Here is a 1200-nt window from a genome sequence, read left to right on the forward strand (position 1 = left end):
TTCCAAAAGATCGGCAACCGTTTTTGCAAACGAATTATAAACTTCCCTCTTTGCATCGAAATCTGCAACCAAATCCTTTTCCATCACAACCTCAGCAGGTTAATCGCTTTTAGAAACGAAACGTACCAAACACGCAGGCACTAAGTCACTATCTTATTACAATCTTATCCGGTTACGGAAGGCGGAGTGAACCGCCCCTAGTTTGGTAGAAGCTCGGAGTTGCCGCTTTTCGTCCGTAGCGGTCGCTTGCGAACGTCCGCTAATGGCCGATAGCTCACATCCGCGAAGGGCAGCTATTGACCGATCCTTGTCCTTCCACACGTGGAGGGACAAGGATGGCTAATCGGAGCAACGGTCGCTAACCGGCCAATAGTAGACATCGGTAGGCGGCTGATACAAGCCAGAAGCGGACTGTCGTCGAGATTTAACGCTGAGCCAGCGCAGCACCTTTTTCCTTCAAACGCTGGGATATACGGAAGAACATCGCCTCCATGAGAGACTTGCTTGCAAGGTTCAACTCGTGGTCAATTTCTTGAAGGTCTCTAATGGTGTGGCCTTTTGTTATTGTCGCCGCGAACTCGTTCGCTAAATTTAGGACTATCTCACTTTTTTCGTCCTCAGGGATCGCTAACTCTGTTGCCGCTACAAAGTTGGTAGTGAAAGCTAAGTATTGATCAGCGTGAATGGCAAACATTGTTTGATTGTCGTCGTCTTTCTTCGCCCATACGTCATGCTGCACTCGATTACGTCGTAACCGTACCAAATCGAGTTGGTTCAGAGCTTTTGTGACGGACTCAAGCTCTGCTCCTGTCAGGTATTCCGCAGCGAGCTTCCTTGCTCCATCTGCCGCTCTTGCTGCGCTCCTGTATCTTTTGAGCTGATCCGCGGCCTCGTCCGGAGTTGTATCCAGTAGGATTGCGAATAGGCAATTCAAATTAACCTCTGCCTGTGCCCATGATGCGGCGATTATGCCTATTGTCTCAGCAAACTCAGAATTCTCACGAACGAGATGCGGCCCAATTTCTAGGACAGGGCCTCCCGTCTGATCAAAGATTTGGATTCCGTGCTTCTCTTGTGTCATGAGTATTCCGTCCGTCGATTCAAAAAAGGAAACTACTTATTCTGCTTAACAAGATACGAGCTAGCGTCAAATCTTACCTGTAGCGAGATCTTCGATAAAGTGTAGTTTGTTGTCTGCTT

1 protein-coding gene is annotated in these 1200 nt (G+C 48.3%); it reads right to left on the reverse strand.

The window, feature by feature from the left end; translation table 11 throughout:
• Positions 1 to 424 precede the first annotated feature (424 nt).
• Complete coding sequence (locus IFT44_RS21000; RefSeq protein WP_192176520.1) at positions 425 to 1081, reverse strand: hypothetical protein; 657 nt, start codon at positions 1079 to 1081, stop codon at positions 425 to 427.
• Positions 1082 to 1200: the final 119 nt, after the last annotated feature.

Origin of the sequence: Pseudomonas sp. CFBP 13710 (genome assembly GCF_014842235.1) — a bacterium.
Taxonomy (GTDB): domain Bacteria; phylum Pseudomonadota; class Gammaproteobacteria; order Pseudomonadales; family Pseudomonadaceae; genus Aquipseudomonas; species Aquipseudomonas baltica.

What these genes read in the sequence shown, in the direction of transcription:
- IFT44_RS21000 (WP_192176520.1), bottom strand. Translation starts at nt 1,081, where the DNA reads ATGACACAAGAGAAGCACGGAATCCAAATCTTTGATCAGACGGGAGGC.